The 3,876-nt window shown below is 67.6% G+C and carries 3 protein-coding genes and 1 pseudogene; 3 read left to right on the top strand and 1 reads right to left on the bottom strand.

What is annotated here, in order from left to right; genetic code table 11:
- Window positions 1–393: transposase (locus tag ACFU8W_RS52160; RefSeq protein WP_384052891.1), on the top strand; the 393-nt coding region annotated here is incomplete at its 5' end.
- A 248-nt stretch (window positions 394–641) separates the two neighbouring features.
- On the opposite strand, the gene ACFU8W_RS52155 is transcribed toward ACFU8W_RS52160, so the two are convergent.
- The gene (locus ACFU8W_RS52155) at window positions 642–1,901 is read right to left on the bottom strand and encodes an IS701 family transposase (RefSeq protein WP_384052889.1); all 1,260 of its coding nucleotides are present in this window, start codon (window positions 1,899–1,901) and stop codon (window positions 642–644) included.
- Between the two features lie 144 nt (window positions 1,902–2,045).
- Between ACFU8W_RS52155 and ACFU8W_RS52150 the strand changes: the two are divergent.
- Window positions 2,046–2,582 (top strand): annotated as a pseudogene (locus ACFU8W_RS52150) (IS630 family transposase); the annotation flags it as partial.
- Window positions 2,583–3,156: 574 nt separating this feature from the next.
- Window positions 3,157–3,828: a reverse transcriptase domain-containing protein gene (locus ACFU8W_RS52145; RefSeq protein WP_384052887.1), complete on the top strand. Its 672-nt coding sequence runs from the start codon at window positions 3,157–3,159 to the stop codon at window positions 3,826–3,828.
- Window positions 3,829–3,876: the final 48 nt, after the last annotated feature.

Raw genomic sequence — 3,876 nt, 5'->3', positions numbered from 1 at the left:
GACAGCCCCCAGTTCACCGCCGTCCTGGCCGGCATCAAGGTCCGCGGCCCGGTCGGCCGCCCCCGCACCCGCCCGGACGCCGTCGCCGGCGACAAAGCATATTCTTCCCGCGCCAACCGCGCCCACCTGCGTAAACGCAACATCAAGGCCGTCATCCCGGAGAAGAAGGACCAGGCCGCGAACCGCAAGAAGAAGGGACGCCGGGGCGGACGGCCCGTCAGCCACGACGCCGATCTTTACAAGGAACGCAACAGCGTGGAGCGTTGCATCAACAAGATCAAGGACTGGCGCGGCCTCGCCACCCGCTTCGACAAGACCTCCGCCAGCTACCTCGCAGGGCTCCACCTACGTGGCTCCCTCATCTGGATGCGCAGCCTCCACCCCACCAGCTGATCTCAACCCGGAACAGGCCCTAGTCAGCCTGATCTTCACCTATGTGGGTGGCACGCCATGTTGCGCCATTCGGGTGACAGTGCTGTCGGGTGCGGGGTCGGTGACGCGACCCGTCGGACAGGCCCTAGTAGGGCTTTGTTAGGTGCGGTGGTGTGGTTTTGGTGTCGGTGCGGGTTGGCCGCATATCGAGCAGGCGCCGGTCCAGGTGGCCAGGAGGGCCTGGAGTTCGCGGAGCACCGCGTAGAGGGTCAGGCCGGCGCAGGGGCTTTTGGGTCGAGCCTGAGCAGGGTGCAGAAGGCCTGGGCGAGGGAGGCGAGGGTGACGTGGCGGTGCCAGCCTGCGTAGTTGCGGCCCTCGAAGTGGTCCAGGCCGAGGCCGTCCTTGAGCTCGCGGTAGTCGTGCTCAACTCGCCATCGGATCTTGGCGATTCGTACCAGATCGCGCAGTGAGGTGTCGGTGGGCAGCGTGGAGAGCCAGTAGTCGGTCGGCTCGGCGGAGTCGGGTGGCCACTCGACGAGCAGCCAGCATTGGGGCAGCGCGCCGTCGGCGGCCCGGCGGATGGATCGGTTGGCCGGGCGGACCCGCAGGGCCAGGAACTGCGAGCGCATCTCGGCGTTCGGGTTGTGCCTGGCGGCCCTGCTGCCCTGGCGCCAGGTGACGGTGCGGGTGGCCGGTTGTCCGGCGGCCAGGGCCAGGGCGCGCAGGGTGGTGTGCGGATTCGGGTAGGCGGACACGGGAGGGCGGCCCTGCCCGGAGTACGGCGGGCGCTCGGGCGTCGCGTCGCCCGGGTGCGCGGTTGTGGTGGCCTTGACCGCGACCGCGTAGGTCAGGCCGCGCTCGGTCAGGCCCTCGCGAAAGCCGGTGGCGTCGCCGTATCCGGCGTCGGCGACGACCGGCAGGTCGGGCAGTTCCCAGTCCCCGCGCACCTCGTCGAGCATGTCCAGGGCCAGGCGCCACTTCTCCCGGTGCCGTGCGGTGTCCGGGATGCCCGCCTTGGTGCGGCGGCGCCGGATGGCCTCGGCCAGCAGCAGGTCCTCGCCCTGCTTGGCGTCGTCCCAGCTCTCCGGCAGGAACAGGCGCCAGTCGACGGCGGAAGACGCGCGGTCGCTGACCAGGTCGCTGACCCCGATCTGGCAGTTGCCGCGCTTGCCCAGCGCGCCGCAGTACATCCGCGCCACCCCCGGCGAGTCGTAGCCGTCCTTGGGAAAGCCCACATCGTCGATGGCATACGCCTCGGGCGAGATGTGTGCTGCGGCCCAACGGCCCAGCCGTTCCCGGACCTTGGAGTAGTCCCAGGTCGAGGAGGAGACGAACTGCTGCAGCTGCTGGTGGTCCACGCCCAGGCGCTCGGCCATCGGCTGCATCGACTTGCGCTTGCCGTCCAGCATCAGCCCGCGCAGGTACAGCTCGCCCTTGGCCCGCTGATCCCGCCGGGCCAGCGGGCCAAGCATCTCGGCGGCGAAGGCCTCCAGACGCGGCCGGACCTCTTCCATCTCCTCAGGTGTCACACCTGAAAGAAGATCACAACCTATCCGATGAGAATCACTTGGGGCACCTAACAAAGCCCTACTAGTGTCCTGCGCCAGTAGTTGATCGTTAGTAGTTGTGTGACTTCTGCTGCTGGTGCGTCAGTTCCTCGTCGGGGCCCGAAGCTGGAACCATTGCTGCTGTCTGATGACGAGCGGGCGGTGTTGGAGCGGTGGACGCGTCGGGCGACATCGGCCCAGGCGCTGGCCCTGCGGGCGCGGATTGTGCTGGCGTGCGCGGGGCCGGAGGTGCCGCCGATTGTCGCGGTCGCCCGGGATCTGCGGGTGACCGCGGACACGGTCCGCAAGTGGCGGCGGCGCTTCCTCGCCGAGCGGCTGGACGGCCTGGCCGACGAGCCCCGGCCGGGCCGGCCGCCCACCATCAGCGTCGATCAGGTGGAAGCGGTGGTGGTCACCACGCTGGAACAGCTGCCGAAGAACGCCACCCACTGGTCGCGGGCATCGATGGCACAGCACAGTGGTCTGTCGAAGTCGACCGTCGGCCGGATCTGGCGCCAGTTCCAGCTCAAGCCACATCTGGCGGACACCTTCAAGCTGTCGACCGACCCGTTGTTCGTGGAGAAGGTCTACGACGTCGTGGGCTTGTACTTCAACCCACCCGAGGGAGCGGTGGTGCTCTCGGTGGACGAGAAGTCGCAGATCGTGTGCCACGAACGCTGAAGGAGGCGTTGATGTAGGAGCTTCTGGAAGCGGTGCTGTGCAGGAGATGGAGGTAGGTCCTCCGGGGTCGCCCTGCAGGGGGAGGCTCCAAACCACCGCAGGCTGCGTCGGTTAAGTGCCGGTCGTGGTGAGCGCTGCGGCAAAAGGCGCGGCAGTGATCGCGTCAGGTAGGGGTCGGGAAGGCGAGCGTGAGCGAACCGCTGATGACGTGTCGTAACTTTCTTCAATGGCGTCGAAACCGGGGCATGATCTGGGTTCCGGGACAAGTCTGGGGGGAGCCTGCTGACTGCCCAGACGGCGTCCGGCATGGAGGCGGCGCGAGCCTGGCCCGGGCTCTTGCACGGAACGTGGGAACCTGTCGCCCCGATGCTGCGGCCGGCCCGGTGGGCCGGCGGCGAGAGGGAGAACCCCAAGCGGACAAAACCGCAAGGGGTCGAGTACCGACGCGGGGCACGGGGGCGGACCGTCTCGTAGTAGCGGTGAAATCCGGTAATGCGGATGGAGCGAAGGGGACGGATCGTCCGGGTCTGCTTGGTGGCCAACCGGAGTGCCCGGGATGAACCAGACGAGCGGATCGAAGTCGTTTCAGATCTCGAAACACCTGGTGTTCGAGGCGTACTTGAGGGTCAAGGCCAACAGGGGCGCGGCGGGCGTCGACGGTGAGTCGATCGAGCAGTTCGAGGCTGACCTGAAGGGCAACCTCTACAAGCTGTGGAATCGCATGTCGTCAGGCTGCTACTTCCCGCCGCCGGTCAGGATGGTGGAGATCGACAAGCCGGGAGGACGCGGGATCAGGATCCTCGGAGTACCCACGGTCGCGGACAGAATCGCGCAGACGGTGGTGGCCATGGTGCTGGAGCCGCTGGTGGAGCCTGTGTTCCACCCGGACTCCTACGGCTACCGGCCCCGCCGCAGTGCGCTGGACGCGGTCGCAGTGTGCCGGGAGAGGTGCTGGAAGACGGACTGGGTGATCGATCTGGACATCCGGGGCTTCTTCGACAACCTCGATCACGATCTCGTCCTCAAGGCGGTCGCCCACCACACCGACTTGCGGTGGGTCCTGCTGTATGTGGAGCGGTGGCTCAAAGCCCCGCTGCAGCGGCCGGATGGCAGCCTGCAAGCCCGGGACCGCGGCAGCCCGCAGGGCTCGGCGGTTTCGCCCGTGTTGTCCAACCTGTTCATGCACTACGCGTGTACGTCCAGGAGTTCGGGCATCGTCCCAGCTTGAAAGAGGTGGAAGGGATGTAACCGGGCGACAAGTTCAGGGCAGCCAGCC

The organism is Streptomyces sp. NPDC057565, assembly GCF_042801455.1.
GTDB classification, from domain to species: domain Bacteria; phylum Actinomycetota; class Actinomycetes; order Streptomycetales; family Streptomycetaceae; genus Streptomyces; species Streptomyces yanii.
Note: the sequence above shows the minus strand (reverse complement) of the source record. Positions and strands in the feature narration are given on the sequence as shown.